Genomic DNA, 16,774 nt, shown 5'->3' with positions numbered 1-16,774 from the left:
CGATAGAAATAGATTTGAGTGTTTTGCTGCTAAATCCAAGTGAGGATGTTTGGTTAGCCCTATGTTAGATCGTTGCTTTTTTCTAGTATCCTCCCGGTTATTAGCGATCTTATAGCCGCTTAATTAAATCACCTCCAGGGTATGCGCTGCCCAACTATATAAGTAGCTGGCTATTTCAATTTCAAGTTAAGAGCACCTCTATTAATAGAGGTGCTCTTAAATGTAGCAGTCTCCAGCTCACCTGGATACAGCGAGTGGAAGATCAATTTAGCGAGATTAGCTGAATCACTTGGGGGACTCCGTTTTTTTTAGATATTTTGCATGTGCATGTAATTGCTTGAATCTCAACTAAGGAGTTACAACTGGGTACAATGCCTATATCCCATAATTTTAGTATGTATATTCAGTAACATATTGTATTATCAATAAAAAGTAGGCCTTATGCTGCGAAGTCACCTCTGAAGATGGCGTGTTGTTAGGGGGCTGACAGTTTGAATATATCAAATGTACCCGGTGTCTGAGCTATGACTCATGAATATGAGATCTATTCTCATTCAGGAGTTTTTTAGCGATGACTTTCTTCCTCCCTTGCTTCTCCGTAGAATGTGCGCCTCTTGAGAGAGGAGAATTTAGTAGTGAGATTGAGCCCCGAACAATTTCGTAACTGGGATCGAAAATGTGTCACCCTTTTGGGTATGTCAGGCGTTGGAAAGACTCGTCTATCCAACCTGTTACGATCTAGTGATTGGTTTCATTACTCCGGAGACTACCGTATAGGTACACGCTATCTTGATGAAGCTATACTGGATACGATCAAGGAGCAGGCAATGAGTGTGCCTCTTCTTAGAGATCTATTGCGTTCAGATTCGATTTTTATCCGCAACAATGTCACCTTCCATAACCTGAAGCCTGTCTCTACTTTTCTTGGTATGTTAGGCAATCCAGAGCTTGGTGGTCTCTCTCTGACTGAGTTCAAACGACGCCAGAACCTGCATAGGCAAGCAGAAATTGCTGCTATGTATGATGTTCCTGATTTCATGCGCAAGGCAAAGCTTATATATGGGTATAACCATTTCATCAATGATGTGGGTGGCAGTTTATGTGAATTGGATGAGCCGGGGTTATTAGACTTTCTCTCAGAACACTCATTGATACTCTACATACGTGCCAGCGAAGATGATGAAACATCGTTGATTAAACGATCACTATCTCACCCTAAACCCTTGTATTACAGAGAGGCTTTTCTTGATGAGCTTCTCTCTGAATATATGACCTTGAAAGGTGTGGAGTATGTTTCGTTGATTGAACCGAATGATTTTACAAGATGGGTATTTCCAAAATTATTTCGGGCAAGGATTCCTCGTTATGAAGCGATAGCTGCAGAGTATGGATATACGGTAACCACCCATGAGCTTGCAAAAGTAAAAAGTGAAGCAGATTTTACCTCTCTTCTGGAAAAGGTAATCGAGCGGGAGTCCTGATATGCCTCTGGTTGCACATACCAATTTACCCACATTCGAACGTTTACGCCAGGAGGGGCAGAATGTGCTTTCTCCCGATCGGGCAACCCGACAACATATTCGCGAATTGCATATTGGCTTGCTCAACATGATGCCGGATGCAGCGATTGAAGCAACGGAGAGACAGTTTTTTCGTCTTGTGGGTGAAGCAAATCCAATCGCTCAGTTTTTTATTCATCCATTCACATTGGATGTCTTGCCTCGTGGTGAAAAGGCCAGTGCGCATATTAAAAAATACTACGAATCATTTGAGCAGATAAAGCAGAATGGTTTGGATGCCTTGATTATTACCGGGGCCAATGTTACCCATCCGAATCTGGCGCAAGAGGATTTTTGGCAGCCTTTGACTGAAGTGGTGGATTGGGCGCATAAGAATGTGACTTCGGTACTCTGCTCTTGTCTTGCGACCCATGCCGTCGTGCAGTCCCACCATGGCAAGCAACGCACTCATATGGGTGACAAATTATGGGGAGTATTCAGCCATCGTGTTCAGGATGCTAAACACCCTTTGGTTAATGATGTTAATACACGCTTTGATGTGCCTCATTCCCGTTTCAATCAGATTTCAAGAGAGCAATTTGATCAGGCTGGTTTAAAAGTTCTGGTTGAAAGTGAAGAAGCAGGCGTGCATCTGGCTGTAAGCGGCGATGGTATTCGGGTTGTCTATTTTCAGGGGCACCCTGAATATGACACGATCAGTCTGCTGAAAGAGTATAAGCGCGAGGTCAATCTATATATAGCTGGCGCTCGTACCGACTATCCACCCTTTCCTGAGAACTACTTCTCTCTCCGTAGCCAGGCAATCTTTAACGAATATCATGAAAAGTTGGATCGAGCCAAGGAGGAGGGGCAGGCTTTGCCTGAATTCCCTGAATCATTGGTTATCGAGAGTCTTGATAACACTTGGCACGATACTGCTGAGGCGGTCATCGGTAATTGGATTGGCCTAGTCTATCAAGTGACGCATCATATCCGAAAATTGCCTTTTATGGATGGAATTGATCCGGAAAATCCATTGGGCCTGAAGTAGAAATTTAAACTTAAGATGGAAGCCTTTATTAACCATGATGCAACACTTGATTAGCAAGTGATTAATCGAATAAGTTTATTGACTATCTCCGTTGCGACTATTTTAATGAGTTAAATATCCCTTTTATATTCTTGAAATTACAACTTGTCTTCAAATCATGAAGCCAATTAAATGTCTAAACGAATATTGGTGAGTAGGCCGATTCAATATTCCCGCCTGATTGAAAATTAGTCAGATTTGGAAATAGATTACGTACAAGGTTATTATCGGCACCGAACCAATGGGTCAATGCTGCATTGACTTGATCCTGTGAAAGCTTCGGGATCATTCGGCCTTTACCACTGTAGTCATCTATGCCTCCCAATTGCATGGTAGGTAGCTCACCTATCAGTTTGCCGCCATCTAACTGACCTGCCGCACCTGTGCCGTTTCCTCCCATGACCAATTGATGCGAACCCCAGGCGTGATCGGTGCCATCGCCATTTTGACTTAGCGTGCGACCAAAGTCTGACATGGTGAAACTGGTTACTTTCTCTGCATGTCCCAATTCCTCCATCGCTTTCTGAAACTTCCATAATCCCAAGCTTAATTCTCTCAGGAGCATTGGGTGATCAGTAGCTTGATTGGCGTGAGTGTCAAACCCTCCCAGCTCGACAAAGAAGATTTGTCGATTATATCCCGCTCCCAGATTGCCTGAGGCACCAAGATGAATCATCTTGGCAACGGCTTCAAGTTGGTTGATCAGTCTGCCTCTGATTGAACTGGTAAAACCGAGTTGTTGCGCTGTGGGGATATCAAACAGGGCTTCGCCATAGGGGCCAAGTGTTGTGTAGTCGATCTGAACAGAGTTCCAACTCTGGTTCAACTGCTCAAAAGTGGTTAAGGATTTAAGCTGCATTTGATTATAGAGAGTTTTATAGGGGTCAGCCGTTGTGTTGGTTCGTGAGGCATCGAACTCCAATCTATCGGTTGAGCCTTCGATTCCAGAGAGTGCCTTGAAAAAAGCACGTCGATCATCAAAACTGTTACCAGCGCCTTCTCTCAGGTGGTTGATGGTAGGTATTGAGCTCGGCTTAAGCACAAGCGGAGATGTTGACTGACCAATCAGCATACGGTCATTACCCGCATAGGATATGTTAAGCCCTAATGGGTTGTTCTGATTGATGTTTCCCCAGTTATCTGCAATTTTACCCGCCCATCCGACATCATTCAGGTTATTGGCTTGACCCGTTTGTAGTATACGCTGTTGGTGATTATGGGCGAAAAGATAGAGAGGAAGCTCAGGGTCTGCATTTCGGATTTCATCCCGTGTAACAGGCCTGACGAGGGTGCCAATATTACCAAGGATCGATACTTTGTCGTCGGTAATCAGCTGTGCCAGTTCTGGCATCACGCCATTCACACCTAAGTCGATACCTTTGGAACTTAATGAATAGACACCTCGGGTATAGGCTGTTGATTGATTTAGATTCTGGTTATAGGGATTTTGCTGTGCAGCGCCAATAACACCCTGGTTCAGGTTATTGCCATTCGTTGTGATCTGATCTAGTCCAAGATCTTCATTATTGACAGCCAGGTCACCTCGAATAGATGCATAAGGGTCATAACCCTTATCTGCATCTGTGCCGACAGGTACCAACATATTGAATACGTCATTGCCACCGTAGAGATAGATGCACACCAATGCTTTGTAGTCATTGAAGCCGGGGGCTGCTGCCATAGCCTGTGTAGGCAATATCAATTGTCCAGCCGAACCGAGAGCACTGACACTGCCAAGTCCGGCCAATGATTTTAAGAATGCTCTGCGTTGCATCGCCATAGTGTACTTTTCCTTACTGGCTTACTATTTTTGGATCATATAATCGCTAGAGGTGGCAATCAGGGTAAACGCATCCTGAATCATTCGCCTGACGTTTTCTCGATTGTTGCCGGTATTGGTATAGCTGTTTGAAAGCAGATAGTGTTTTAGTGCAGCACGATAGTTGTCAGGCATACTGCTTCCCAGCATAACAAGATCAAAGTGATCGATCAGAGCATCAACAGCACGTGTTTTAGGAGTGTCCTCATTGTTGTCAGGGGTGTTGTCGCTGAGAGAACTGAAATCCCCATTACTATCATTCTCAAGGGTCTGTTCGAATAGTGATAGTTCAGTGTCAAAATTTGTCAGTAGTGAGAGAGCGTATTGGCCCCTTGTGGCTGAAAATTCACTCAATGATTTACCGTTGACATCAGTGATCTTGTTCTTTTCGAAACTCGATACCAGTTGAAAAAACAGGTTGTTATAGTCGGCTAGTGTTTGTGAAGTCTGTATCTGAAATTCTGGCCCTACTAACTGGTGTGTTGTGAAATAGTCATCGCTTGGAACATGGTGGGGGTTGTAAAAGTTGAAAACTGATGGTGAGCGCATAGCCCCCTGGTTTAGATAACTTTCAGGGTTTCTAAACCAATAGACATGATCCATGGAGACATTATCTCTACTCTTCCATCCATTTAAAGGCGTAACATGAGCAGCTCGCAGTAACTGAGTAATCGCAAGCAGTGGCTCTTTCGCTTTTCCGAAAGCGGGGTTAGTGCGGTAGCTGTCATCTCTGGCTTCCGGGTCGAGCAGAATAGCTCTCACCACGGCCTTCAGGTCACCCTTTACACCCTGTCCATTGTCATTGAATATCCTAGCGACTCGAGCAATGTAATTTGATGTGGGATTGGAGGTAACCAGTCTCTGAATCAAGTGTTTACTGACATATGGTGCAACGTTTGGGTGGGCAAAGAGAGTATCCAGCGCCTTGTCCAGCCCACTACCATCCTGACCTGAGTTGAGCGGAAATGTTGTTCCAAGGAGTGTGATATCGCCATCCCCCCCTTCAGCTGATTCATCCTCATGCTCAGAGGGGTGAAATACCATGGGTTGAGTATAGTCACCGCTTTTGGTGCTTAATCTGCCAAAGCGGCTGTTCTCCGCCAGATCCCATCCGGTCATTACCTTGGCCAGCTCCTCTATATCCGTTTGGGTATAGGTTGGTACTGTACCGGTGCCTGCATCAGGAAAGCTGCTACTGTTGCCATCCTGGTCAGGTGATCCATCCAGGTTCAATTCATAGAGTCCGATAGTGAAGAGTTGGATGATCTCCCGAGCAAAATTTTCATCGGGACGAGAGCCTGTAGATAGATCTGCTTTACTGTTTCCCTGGTGCGATAGATAGGCTCCCATTGCCGGGCTGATTGCAACTTCTCCCAATAGATCCCGATAATTGCCGAAAGCATGCTCGGCCAGCAAATCATAGTATGCCGCCAGGGCCTCGCCACGCATTGATAGTGTGTGGCTGCTTGTTGATACCACAAGGAGTTGGCTTAAAGCATAGGCGACTCGCTGACGCAATTGATCTGTACCGATCTGCGTGCGCTGGGGCGCTGTTGCAGTCAAGGCGCTCTCCCACCAGGCGGCCATCTGATAATCTCTGACAGTACTACTGCTGGTTGACTGGTTAAAAGCCTGACCGCTTCCAAACCACTGCACACTGGGTTCAGCTTGTTGAGCAATCTCCTGAGTACGCTCCAAGTGTGTTTTCCAACCATCTGATGCACTTGTATAGGCTGAATTCATGCTCAGTTGAGCATCGACCCAACCACTGATTCCCAGGCTTTTAACCCGAGCCATTTCACTCTCCACAGGTCCGAATGTACTTTGCTGCAGAAGTCGATGGGCCATGCTGTCAGTCACTGATTGAGCTTCGGAGACAGAGATTGTAAAACGGATTTCTGTAGAGGTTTTTCCGTCAGAGGCAGAAATGATGATTGTATAGTTTCTGCCTAGATCCTCCCAGGAAGGGGCACCAGAGAGTGTTCTTGATAATGGTGTATGGACAAGCCAATAGGGCAATCCTTCAACACTGTAGGAGATCTCGTCACCATCGGGGTCACTAGCTTGGAATGTGAGGGAATAGAGCACATCAACCGGTATAGAAGTGTTGCTGCCAGATCGTGTGAATTCGGGAGCACTGTTACTGGGTGCGACTGTAATGGAAACCTGCGCAGTTTGTGACTGCAGCTTGCCATCAGAGACGATATAACTGAAACGGTCTTCAGTACTATCTGAGCCGTCGTGTCTATAGACAACGGTTACCCCATCGGCTTGTAATTCAACTCTACCTCTAAGGGGATTGGTAAGCGTCACAATCTGAAGCGGATCACCATCTGGGTCTACGTCATTTTGAGTCAAATTGAGTGATTGGCTCTCTCCCTGAGTAATTTGAATTTGATCATCGCGGGCAACCGGTCTTTGGTTGTCCGATGTCGGAGGACTGTTATCTTCGTTTGAGTCACTCCCTGGGTCATCCTCTGAGCCATTCTCATTGAGTTTGATGGCAATCGAGACTACGGCAGCTTGAGATTCTGCGGCGCCGTCAAATGCGGTATAGGTGAAAGCATCTTCAGTTGTTGCCGTCCCATCATGCTGATAGAGAACAGACCCATCAGACTGAACTGTTATCCGTCCATGTTCTGGTGTTGAGAGATTGGTTACCTCCAGAGGGTCATCATTATCATCAGTGTCATTATCTAAAACTTTGACAATAACACTTTCACCCTGGGAGAGGGTCGCACTGTCATTCTCAGCTTCAGGTGCAACATTCTCTTCAACGCAGCCAAATAGAGTAATAGGGAGAACTAGATAGGCAGCATAATTTGAGATTGATTTTAAAACTTCCATATCTCTCTTTTAATAGATCGTTCGACTTTGCAAACTGATTATCGCAAACGGTCATTTTGTTCCAAAACTTGAAGATGAAGACTAGGCAGTTTTCTATTTGAATACTGTGTTTCATTTCAAACTATCTACTACGAAAGGAAGTTGAGTCCTAAAAAATCTCGAAAAAATTCAATGTGTAGGAATCAATCTGCGATATTGAGACTCAGGACAACATTTAATCTTACTGGCAGCTGAAAATAATGACTATACGAGATATCCCGTATGTATGAAGGTCAATTGGTGGAGAATTGATGGGCTTGCCAGCGGGATATATAAAGGGCACCTCTATTAATTGCTTAAGCTCTCTGCGTGACCTGAAGCCTGTAGCTGCGAGGCGTGAGCCGAAGCAGAATGGTTGTTCCATTCTCAAGCATCAAAACGCAGCAGAAGCATGCTTCAGGCCGCGCCCTATGGGGCTTTACGACCCGTTCAGACTCTGCGTTGCACTTTTTCGACAGGCAATAAGCATGGCTTTAAAAGCTCACCTTGATTCTGAACGGGTCGTCAAGCCAGAGGGCACAATCGCCATAGGCGCTGTTAAGCTCTTTATAATCTGCAACGGCCAATCCTCTGCTGGCATGCCATGCCAATGAGGCTTGAGACCCAGCTGAGCATTACCGGGATTTATCGCGCAGCTCACAAGGGTTTGGATTAGTGACGAAGGCAAGTTTGATGGGGTGAAATTAGTGGCGGAGCGGACGGGACTCGAACCCGCGACCCCCGGCGTGACAGGCCGGTATTCTAACCAACTGAACTACCGCTCCGAAGACAAGAGCGCGATAGTGTAAGGATATTTTTTCATAGGTCAACCATAAAGTAGAAAATAAGGTTGGTCTGATGGTTAAATAGTGTCATCTAGCCACTATGTCTGGCACTGAAATGGTGTCATGATCTAAAAAAGTGGGGTGAGCGGCCTATATCTGTGGGCAGGCTGGGAGCGTTGCGTAATATCAACGATTTTCTTATGTAAACCATGTCATATTGGCGGTACCACCCCAGCAGCTAGCGGCAACAGATTCAGCGACTTAATCGAGGTAGGTATTGGCTGGGTAGGGTAACCTGCCAAAGTGGTGATTGAGTGTACCATATCTGAGTGCTTCTCACAGAAGACAGCCCATTCTGATGGCATCGATTATTTCGGTCAGGTTTGGCCGACGGATTTTAAAGAGAAAAAGCCTATGCTATTTGATATTGATGAGGCGATACGAAAGCGTGCTAAGACGCCCCATGAGCTATCTATGCTGAATCTGGTGGGATGTCACCTGATCGCGGCTCCTGCATCCATTGTGCTCGACGTCGGATTGCTTGGATTCCTGATCCCTCTGGCCCTCTCTCTGGCGGTGATTGCGTTTATCTGGCTCAAGGCGGGTAGCAGCATGAAAGGCGATCCCTGGTTTGTGGCAGCCCATTGGCGTTTGTCGGCCAATCGTACCCGTATTCTGATGGTAGGGTACACTATCAGTGCAGTTATTCTCGGCATGGCGATGATGGCCACTTCAGGTAGTTCGAAAGGGGATATCATGATGGTGGCTATCTCCCGGGTTGCGGTTGTACCTACCTTACTGACCGTGATGGTATGTTTTGTTCTGGAATCGGGCTCAATCTACCAGGCGGGCCGGGGTGAAGTGCCTGATGGAATAACGAAGCGTATGCCGCCCCCTGATGATTTACCTGTTATCGAAAAGCAGGTCAACTCGGTGGCTGAAGGGGGATAGCAATCCTTTTGAAACATCTGTAGAGAAGGGACCTAAACTGGCAGTTACAAGGATACCATCTGACCGGTTTACGGTTTGAGGTGTCTTTTTTTCAGCTCTCCTGCAGTCATGGGTTTGCCGTATCGATAGCCCTGCGCTGACCTGTAGTCAGACAGGATCAGATAGGTTTCTTGCTCAGAAGTCTCAACACCTTCAGCAAGCACTTCAATTCCAAGCCGCTGTCCCATGTCGATTACTGTCTGGACAATTGCAAGATTACCTTTGTCATGGCTGATATTCTCTAAAAACACCTTATCAAGTTTTAACAGATCGATGGGTAATTTTTTAAGTCGGGCCAGAGATGAGTAGCCGATACCAAAATCGTCAATTACGATGGAAAACCCCATCTGTTTCAGTTGCTGCAAGCGACTCGCAGCTTCGTCGATATGCTGAATAAAAAGATTTTCGGTAACTTCCAACGCCAGCCACGATGCTTCACAGCCGGTATTCACCAAGATTTTATTTACGTTCGCTAAGAAATCATCGTGCATGATTTCACTTGCAGATATGTTGATTGCCACCCTTGGTGTTGTAAATTTCTCCTTATGCCACTGCTTGGTTTGAATGCAGACGTTGTAGAGTACCCACTGGCCTATCAGGTGGGAGAGTCCCATCTCCTCTGCTAAATGGAGAAAATCATTTGGGGAGACCAGGGAGTGTCCAGGTCTATCCCAACGAAGCAAGGCCTCAATACCTATCAGTTTTTTCGAATAGAGATCGATTTGAGGCTGATATAACATGACAAAATTGTTTTCTGCTGTAGCAGCCTGTAATTCTGCAATGAGACTGATCCGCTCCTTGACTGATTCGGTCATGCTGTAATCATATAACCGGAATGTATTAGAACCCTTACGTTTGGCCCTGTACATCGCGGTATCAGCGTTTTGCAGAAGGCGATCTGCATTATCGCCATCATTAGGGAAAATAGTTATTCCGATACTAACAGCAGGTTGGAGTCGCTTACCTAAAAGAGTGAGTGGCTCTCGAACTTTATTGATGATGTGGCTCGCTACAGATGAAGCATCTTCAGGGCGTTTGATATCCTCAAGCAGAATAACAAATTCGTCACCGCTTAGACGAGCAACCACGTCACCGGTCCGTACTACATGTAGAAGCCGATTCGCCGTAGTAATAAGTAGCTCATCTCCTGCGTCATGACCCAGACTGTCATTGACCTCCTTAAAACGATCGAGATCAAGAAACAGAATTGCTAACAGTGTCTTATTGCGTTGAGCACGAGCTACTGCCTGATTAAGAAGTCTGGTGAAGGAAAAGCGGTTAGGTAGCTGGGTAAGTGAGTCTTTTTCTGCCAGTTGCTGAAGCTGTTGTTTCTTTATTTGTAGCTCATCAACGATTTCGAGATGTTCTGTGATATCCCGATAGGTAACGACAACGGCGTCGCTGTTCTCAATCGAAAGCGGGCTGGCTAATAGCTCCATACGGCGTGGTTTACCATGAGCTTGCTGGATGCTATGGATATATTTTACCGGTCGGCCTTTGCTGGCGACACGGTCTATTATCTCCTGCATGGGCATGTGCTCTTTTATCTCGACATCATCGCTGACACGCTGCTCGGAAGCAGTAAGAGAATGTGCTGCCTTATTTTGTAATATTAACTCGTGTTGAGTACTGAATACATAGAGTGGGTCGGCAACTGCATCAATAATCGATTGTAATTTAGACTCACTCTGTCTTAGTTTCGATAGTAACCATTCTGCTGTTACCCAGGCCATTACAAGGATAATCAATAAAATCACACTCGACCACAAGAGCTTATGTTGAACATCCGCTATCAACTTTTTGACAAAATCACGCCCAGTGAATATTCGTGCAATACCAATAAGACCGTGTGTGTTTTCGTGAAACAGGGGAATTTCAGAGACAAAACAATCTGTGCATGTTTTTTGCCCCCGAATCAGATTTAGAGTCTTGGGTGCAACATTCACAACGCTATAGTCAACCTCGACTTCTATGCGTTGTATCAGCGGTATGGTGGTAGAAGGATCACGTAACAGTAGTATGGTATCCATAGCACGTTCGAGTTCATTTGATATTAAACTGTTTTGATCTCTGCTGAGTGGCTTGCTCAGTATGTTAGCCTGAGCCTGAGCTAGGGCATTGGCCTGGGATTGGGCGTAGGCAATTAATCTTGGCTCCAATGTTAAGTACCAATAGGTGCCTATGAGAATGCCTAAAGTGATACTCAAGGCTGAAAATAGCAATAAAAGACCATGGCTTTTTGCCAGGACTCTTGGTTGTTTATTCTGCCTGTTCCTACTCATTATATTGTTTCGCTATGCGTAGAAAAAATGGCTTATAAATGACGCCTGCAAGATTGGCTTGCGAGGTGTTTATATACGGTAAAATACGATCTGTGACATATAGGCCTGCTATAGCTCCGCGCTCGACATCACCTGAGAAAGGAGAAAAGACTGTGGTTTGTTTGTATCTGACCCAGTTGTTGAAAATCTCAGAATTAATCCCGGGCGATGCAATGAATAGTGCTGCAACAGGTTTATCATGAGGTTCTTGTCGTTCAGAAGTGGAGATGATTTCAATTTCCATAGGATACCCACCAATTCTCTTTAAAGCTGACAGGCCCTCTGAAACAGATAAAGCACTGGCATAATTATCTTTATGCAATACCAGAATTCGAAGTTTTCCTGAAGGGGTGAGTTTCTTAGATAGGGCAAGGTCAGCGACCAGACAGGCAGGTAATATATTGATACCGACATTGAGTCTCTGAGCATCCTCAGGCCAAAGACTGTCAGCAGTGGCTATTTTGAAGAATAATAGAGAAAGCAGTAAGCATAAATGTCTAATGGTAAATCTTTTCAAATCCCTGCGACCCGGTATCTTCACTTTAATTCCCTTAGTAGTCGATAATCGGTGAGCGCGCTACTGAAATTCGTAGTTCAAAGATAGCCACCACCGCCTTCCAGGTCGGGGATAGTCATTGGGGTAGGGTAGAAAGGCCTCTCCTGTAAAGTCTGTTGTGAGTTGTTGTGGATATCTTATCTTTTCATCGGTCAGGTTTTTTATGCCTACATGGAGTTGTAGTCCTGGTGTCAATCCCTGATGACCAACTGTGAAATCAATGACAGTAGAGGCAGGCAGATTGTTGCGTGAATCAAGATTTGAACGATGTCGTTCGCCAACATAGGAGGTTTGTAAAGCTGCAGACCAGTCTTGAAATGGCTTCCAGATGAGTCCTATGTTCGCCAGCCATTCGGCACCACCAGCAAGGTGCTCGTCACTTTTTTTGAATCTTGCATCTACATAGGAGAGATTACCATCAAGCTTAATGTTGTAACTGAGGCGTTGCTGATATTCGAATTCAAAGCCCTGAAGGCGGGCATCTTCGCCGTTGATGTAGCCTGCGTAATTGAGTTCATCAAACAGTATCGGGTTTTTGAGCTCTGAGTTAAACAGGATAAAACTACCTCGCCAATCACTCTTTTTTACAATGTATCCGATTTCTGTGCTATTGATTGAACTCAACTCAAGATGACCGACACCAGGGTTTTGCAGCTCATAAAAGGTAGGGGGCCGAAAACTTCTGGAAAACTGAAATTTCACTATTTTATCAGGGGCGAGGCGCCATACACTGGCCAATCTCGGGCTTACAGGACTGTCGAGGTCACTATAATCATCATAACGAAGAGTCCCGGTTAGCGTAAGCTGCTCACTGAAACGATATTGATCCTGTATGATGAAGGTAAAAATATTTCGGTTTATTTGAGTATCGATCCAATTTGAAGATAATTCAAAAGGCAATTCTGGCCATTTCCAGCCAGCATCCTCAATAGAGGTATCGCTTGCCTTTATGCCCAAAAGCATCTCATGCTTTACATTTGGACGCCAAAAAAAGTCGGTTGAAATAACATATTTTCGCTCAGTATAGTATGAGTCTAAATAGATAGGGTAGGGTGAGATAAAGTCAGCCGGATAGATATAGAGCTGGTCTCTGTTACGCTCATGCTCTAAAAGTTCAAAGCGTACCTCGGTATTGAGAGTATCAGAGAGCTTATTTTTGCTGCCAATGCTAAATGAACGATATTTTTGCCGTGATGCCAAACGATTGTCAGATGGTGGCAGAAAATGGTTGATTCCAAAGTGATCCCCGTATGCATCATCCAACAATTTTGCAGAGGCAAATAGTCCCTTCCATTCCATATCAAAAAAAAGCCCAAGATATTGTCTGGCTTCGTTGCTTGGGCCTGGTGCGTTAGAGAGTTCTGATTGCCCCGTGTGATACCAGGCATCCTCCTCTACATCTACCTCGTGACCATCGCCTTTCAGACCTGAAATATTAAGGGATAGAGACAATTCATTTTCTTTATCGAGCAAATTCCACATCCCTCCCAAGCCATAGTGGGAATCATGCTCATAATGTGTGTTAAGAGAGGTCTCATTCTGTTTGGTAATAATGTTTACCACACCAGCATAGGCATATTCACCATACACTGATGCACCTGCTCCACGTACGACTTCAATTCGCTCAATCTGCTCAATAGGTATGTTGAGTGCGGGATTTGCCGTTCCAAGCAGGGTTGAATTCAGGGAGATGCCGTCAATCAGTATTTTGACATTTCCGGAAGCGTAGCCATGACCAACCCCTCTACTGAGTATTTGTCGCTCACCAGTGAATTCCATTCCTAGGCTGATTCCTGGTACCAGCCCCAGTGCCTCCCAAACTGTTCTTGCACCACGAGCCAGTAGTTCGTCTCCATATAGAATGCTGGCCATGCCAGGTACATAGTCAGCATTCATGCGGCTTTTTGTGGCTAATTCTGTCTGGCTGTCCAGTAGAGAGAGCAGGTTGCGTAAATCCTGATTCGCGTTACTATCTGCAAATGCCAGCCCTTGACAAAAAACAGGAAGCAGAAGTACGTATATAGCTTTTTGAATAGCCTGAGTAAATCTGCTGACAAAAGCGGATGGTATTTGAGGATGCTCTCGCTTGTCCATGTTTGAGAGTGACGTTATATGGGTGTGCAACAGTCATATACCTCAATACGGAAACAGGTATCAATGTGATGTCTGTCAGTTTTGTCTACGAGACAATTGTGGCATAAAACAGCTGTTTCTTAAATGTGTCAAATCAATTTTACCACTCAATGTTTTTTACACTTTTATGGTTCTGCAATTTAGCACTGGGAGGCGGTAGACTACCAAGCAGGATAGTTGTAATCAATCAGTTAATTCCCGATAAGGGTGCTGTGTTTTTGTGAAATCACTTCCAGTTGTATGATGAATAAAGTAGTTGTTAAGTCAGTCAATCTGTAGAAAAAGGACATATTTAGAAAAGAATGTTACTCCAATCGAGGAGGGAGTAGATAGCTGAGGCAAGTAGGCCAGTAACTGGAAGGGTGATGATCCATGCGGTAATGATGCGCATGAATGTTGATCGTTTAACCAGTTCTTTGCGATAGAGCTTGTTCAAAGACTTTCTTTCCTTATTAGAGAGAATGAATCCTTTATCTCTGTCATTCAACTTATCCAGTAGTCTGCCTTTCTCTTGGAAAGAAGCGCTATCAAACTGTTGAATGAAGAGATCGCTCTCTTCCTGATTTTGGTCAGCTTTATGGCGTTTAATAACTTCCAGAGTAACAGCATGATTCTTTTTCAGGTTTTCCCGAAGAAATCCGATACCGAATATTGCACCAACGGTTGTATGGGTACTACTGACCGGGATTCCCATCAGGCTGGCCAGTAGAACAGTGATGGTGACTGAGGTGACGATACAGAAGGCCCTTACTTGATCAAGCTCTGTAATTTCGTTGCCAATGGTTTTAATTAAGCGCTTGCCGTATAGCACCAGTCCAAGCGGTATCCCTATTGCGCCAATAGTCAGCAGCCAGGTGGGCAGAGCAGGATGGCTGATTCCCTGATCTGAAATCAGTGCCTCTTTGATCGCAATAACAGGTCCGATGGCATTGGCGACATCATTTGAACCATGAGCAAAGCTGAGTAACCCTGCAGCAACAATCAGGGGGATATTGAATTGGCGGTTTACCGCAGATTTTGTATTGGGTAACAAAGCGACGTGCTGTTTTAGGATAGGTCTGATTATCAGAAAAACACCTGTACCGACTGAAATTCCACAGAGAAATGCTGTGATGAAATCAACTCGCCAGCTGGCTTTAAGTCCCTTGGTTAGCAGGTAGGTGGTAAATGTCAGCGCCATCATGCCAACAAATAGTGGAACGACCTTTTCCGCTGCTCGAGACATGTCAGGATGATAAGTAATTTTACGTTTTATCATATAGAGCAGAAATGCAGCTATTATACTTCCCAGCAGGGGAGATAAAAACCAACTGACAGTTATTGTGCTTAGTATTTTCCAGTTCACCACCATCATGCCACCAAAGGTGATACCAGCGCCTAAAACCCCGCCTACAATAGTATGAGTAGTAGAGACTGGTGTGCCTGTTGCTGTTGCTATATGAAGCCAGATGGCACTGGCAAGAAGAGCGCTGATCATGACGTGAATTATTGTACGTGAACTGCCAAGCTGTTGTTGGTCAACAATGCCATGTTTAATGGTACTGATGACCTCACTGCCTGCGAGAAAGGCGCCGGAAAATTCGAATATTGCCGCTAATAAAATAGCACCTGAGAGGCTGATTACTGCAGAACCCACCAGTGGCCCGATATTGTTACCTGCATCATTGGCACCAATGGTTAGTGCTATATATCCACATAATAGAGCAGAAAGAATAACGATGTTGTGCCCATCTAATTCATCGAAAAATAGTTGTGAAACGATGAAGGTTCCGAGCAGAAAAAAAACAGCAAGCAGGTGATGCAGATAATAGAGAGGATGGTAGGCTGAAAATGAGATGCCGCGTAAATTCTGCATGAGTCTGGTTTTCAATTCCTAAGCGATGATATAGTCATAGAGCAAAACATTATTTTCATCAAAAATGGTTAATGTTATAGCTGCAGAAACAGTTAGTTGGAGTACTGTTTGGTCTGTGGTTTAACTCTATTGTGAACTTTGCATCTCTCGTATGAACTCATCTGAACGTTTGATAGATTGATTCATGCGGTTGATAAGCGTGTTGATATCAGCTTTTAAGCTTCCGAACTCACCACGCAATGACCCAATCGCCTGTGCATTGAGGTTGTGCTTCAGGTAAAGTACATTATCACGGAAATTATTGAGTACGGGCTGCATAGTGCGCTCAGCTTGCTGCATCGATTTGAGCATACTTTGATAACGTGTTTTGGTTTGGGACAATTTCTTTTTGCTACTCGCCTGCAACTTTTTGTTTTCATAGAGTTCGAGCTCGTCTGCCCACTCTTCGAACAGGGCTTCGGCAACCGATTTCACCTTCTCTATACGGTCTGTCACTTCCTGGGCCGCGCTTTCACTGGATTCGAATTCGTGATTAAGACTGTCATAGGCTTGTTTCAGATCACTCTCTTCAAGACGAATCACGGAGGCAAATTGGTCGAGGGCAGACTTGAATTGCTCCTGGGCATCACTTTGAGCATCTCTGGCATCTTCAACCCGGGTGACCAAAATATCACGTTTATGATAACCGACCTGTTCCATGGTGTCGTAGTAGACACTGGAGCAGCCAGTGAGAATAAGCAGGAAGCCGAACAAAAGGCATCGATGTTGCGTAAACATGTGAAATAATCCCCTTGGAATCTGGTAGATTGGCAATTTTGCCACAGAGTAGGTGAGTGGGGCGATGCAAGAACGAATCTTTTT

Annotated in this window: 11 protein-coding genes and 1 tRNA gene; 4 read left to right on the top strand and 8 right to left on the bottom strand. The window is 45.0% G+C overall.

The features are described 5' to 3' along the window. Positions 1-635 precede the first annotated feature (635 nt). Both AC4IFB_RS13445 and metA read left to right on the top strand, forming a co-directional pair. A complete protein-coding gene (locus AC4IFB_RS13445) occupies positions 636-1,481 on the top strand; it encodes an ATPase (RefSeq protein WP_490780425.1) in 846 nt (281 codons plus the stop codon). A gap of 1 nt (position 1,482) precedes the next feature. Then, complete coding sequence (metA, locus tag AC4IFB_RS13440; RefSeq protein WP_490778558.1) at positions 1,483-2,550, top strand: homoserine O-succinyltransferase MetA; 1,068 nt, start codon at positions 1,483-1,485, stop codon at positions 2,548-2,550. 175 nt (positions 2,551-2,725) lie between these two features. Here the strand turns inward: metA and AC4IFB_RS13435 are convergent, their stop codons facing one another. Together AC4IFB_RS13435 and AC4IFB_RS13430 are read right to left on the bottom strand one after the other, a co-directional pair. After that, positions 2,726-4,369 (bottom strand): DUF1501 domain-containing protein, encoded by a 1,644-nt coding sequence (locus AC4IFB_RS13435; RefSeq protein ID WP_490778559.1) that lies wholly within the window; start codon positions 4,367-4,369, stop codon positions 2,726-2,728. A gap of 24 nt (positions 4,370-4,393) precedes the next feature. Further along, on the bottom strand, positions 4,394-7,255 hold the full coding sequence (locus AC4IFB_RS13430; protein ID WP_490780424.1) for a DUF1800 family protein: 2,862 nt from the start codon (positions 7,253-7,255) through the stop codon (positions 4,394-4,396). A 290-nt stretch (positions 7,256-7,545) separates the two neighbouring features. Between AC4IFB_RS13430 and AC4IFB_RS13425 the strand changes: the two genes are divergently transcribed. Further along, on the top strand, positions 7,546-7,887 hold the full coding sequence (locus tag AC4IFB_RS13425; protein ID WP_490778561.1) for a hypothetical protein: 342 nt from the start codon (positions 7,546-7,548) through the stop codon (positions 7,885-7,887). Positions 7,888-7,981: 94 nt separating this feature from the next. Here AC4IFB_RS13425 and AC4IFB_RS13420 read toward each other — a convergent pair. Beyond that, positions 7,982-8,058 (bottom strand) — tRNA-Asp (locus AC4IFB_RS13420). 414 nt (positions 8,059-8,472) lie between these two features. On the opposite strand from AC4IFB_RS13420, the gene AC4IFB_RS13415 reads away from it, so the two are divergent. Further along, the gene (locus AC4IFB_RS13415; protein ID WP_490778562.1) at positions 8,473-9,009 is read left to right on the top strand and encodes a hypothetical protein; all 537 of its coding nucleotides are present in this window, start codon (positions 8,473-8,475) and stop codon (positions 9,007-9,009) included. A gap of 68 nt (positions 9,010-9,077) precedes the next feature. Here the strand turns inward: AC4IFB_RS13415 and AC4IFB_RS13410 are convergent, their stop codons facing one another. The 5 genes from AC4IFB_RS13410 to AC4IFB_RS13390 all read right to left on the bottom strand — a co-directional run bounded on the left by AC4IFB_RS13410 (position 9,078) and on the right by AC4IFB_RS13390 (position 16,690). Further along, positions 9,078-11,330: a putative bifunctional diguanylate cyclase/phosphodiesterase gene (locus tag AC4IFB_RS13410; protein WP_490780423.1), complete on the bottom strand. Its 2,253-nt coding sequence runs from the start codon at positions 11,328-11,330 to the stop codon at positions 9,078-9,080. Continuing rightward, positions 11,323-11,910: a hypothetical protein gene (locus tag AC4IFB_RS13405; protein WP_490778564.1), complete on the bottom strand. Its 588-nt coding sequence runs from the start codon at positions 11,908-11,910 to the stop codon at positions 11,323-11,325. The genes AC4IFB_RS13410 and AC4IFB_RS13405 overlap by 8 nt, the downstream gene beginning before the upstream one ends. Positions 11,911-11,946: 36 nt before the next feature. Beyond that, positions 11,947-14,049, bottom strand: a complete 2,103-nt coding sequence (locus AC4IFB_RS13400) for a TonB-dependent receptor plug domain-containing protein (protein WP_490778565.1) — start codon at positions 14,047-14,049, stop codon at positions 11,947-11,949. A 301-nt stretch (positions 14,050-14,350) separates the two neighbouring features. Continuing rightward, positions 14,351-15,913, bottom strand: coding sequence for an inorganic phosphate transporter (locus tag AC4IFB_RS13395; protein ID WP_490778566.1), 1,563 nt, complete (start codon positions 15,911-15,913; stop codon positions 14,351-14,353). A gap of 126 nt (positions 15,914-16,039) precedes the next feature. Continuing rightward, on the bottom strand, positions 16,040-16,690 hold the full coding sequence (locus AC4IFB_RS13390; RefSeq protein WP_490780422.1) for a DUF2959 domain-containing protein: 651 nt from the start codon (positions 16,688-16,690) through the stop codon (positions 16,040-16,042). Between the last annotated feature and the right edge of the window lie 84 nt (positions 16,691-16,774).

The sequence above is a fragment of the Candidatus Thiodiazotropha sp. AKIB8 genome, assembly GCF_058244675.1.
This window is presented reverse-complemented; position numbering and strand designations above follow the sequence as displayed.